Consider the following 1,099-nt stretch of genomic DNA (forward strand, 5'->3'; position numbering starts at 1 on the left):
ACAGAAGAAGCACCGGCTAACTCCGTGCCAGCAGCCGCGGTAATACGGAGGGTGCGAGCGTTAATCGGAATTACTGGGCGTAAAGCGTACGCAGGCGGTTTGTTAAGCGAGATGTGAAAGCCCCGGGCTCAACCTGGGAACTGCATTTCGAACTGGCAAACTAGAGTGTGATAGAGGGTGGTAGAATTTCAGGTGTAGCGGTGAAATGCGTAGAGATCTGAAGGAATACCGATGGCGAAGGCAGCCACCTGGGTCAACACTGACGCTCATGTACGAAAGCGTGGGGAGCAAACGGGATTAGATACCCCGGTAGTCCACGCCGTAAACGATGTCTACTAGGAGTTCGGTCTTTCGGGACTGTCTTCCAAAGCTAACGCATTAAGTAGACCGCCTGGGGAGTACGGCCGCAAGGTTAAAACTCAAATGAATTGACGGGGGCCCGCACAAGCGGTGGAGCATGTGGTTTAATTCGATGCAACGCGAAGAACCTTACCTACACTTGACATCCAGAGAACTTACTAGAGATAGTTTGGTGCCTTCGGGAACTCTGAGACAGGTGCTGCATGGCTGTCGTCAGCTCGTGTTGTGAGATGTTGGGTTAAGTCCCGCAACGAGCGCAACCCCTATCCTTAGTTGCCAGCGATTCGGTCGGGAACTCTAAGGAGACTGCCGGTGATAAACCGGAGGAAGGTGGGGACGACGTCAAGTCATCATGGCCCTTACGTGTAGGGCTACACACGTGCTACAATGGCGCATACAGAGTGCTGCGAACTCGCGAGAGTAAGCGAATCACTTAAAGTGCGTCGTAGTCCGGATTGGAGTCTGCAACTCGACTCCATGAAGTCGGAATCGCTAGTAATCGCGAATCAGAATGTCGCGGTGAATACGTTCCCGGGCCTTGTACACACCGCCCGTCACACCATGGGAGTGGGTTGCTCCAGAAGTAGGTAGCTTAACCTTAGGGAGGGCGCTTACCACGGAGTGATTCATGACTGGGGTGAAGTCGTAACAAGGTAGCCCTAGGGGAACCTGGGGCTGGATCACCTCCTTATACGATTTAGAACTTTTTGTTCGAAGTGTCCACACAGATGATTGTTAG

At 52.8% G+C, this 1,099-nt stretch carries 1 rRNA gene; it reads left to right on the plus strand.

From position 1 onward, the window contains the following. Positions 1-1,051: ribosomal RNA gene (locus C2M30_RS07325) — 16S ribosomal RNA — on the plus strand; the annotation flags it as partial. Positions 1,052-1,099 lie beyond the last annotated feature (48 nt).

Source organism: Pseudoalteromonas sp. T1lg24, assembly GCF_002964745.1.
Classification (GTDB): Bacteria; Pseudomonadota; Gammaproteobacteria; order Enterobacterales; family Alteromonadaceae; genus Pseudoalteromonas; species Pseudoalteromonas spongiae.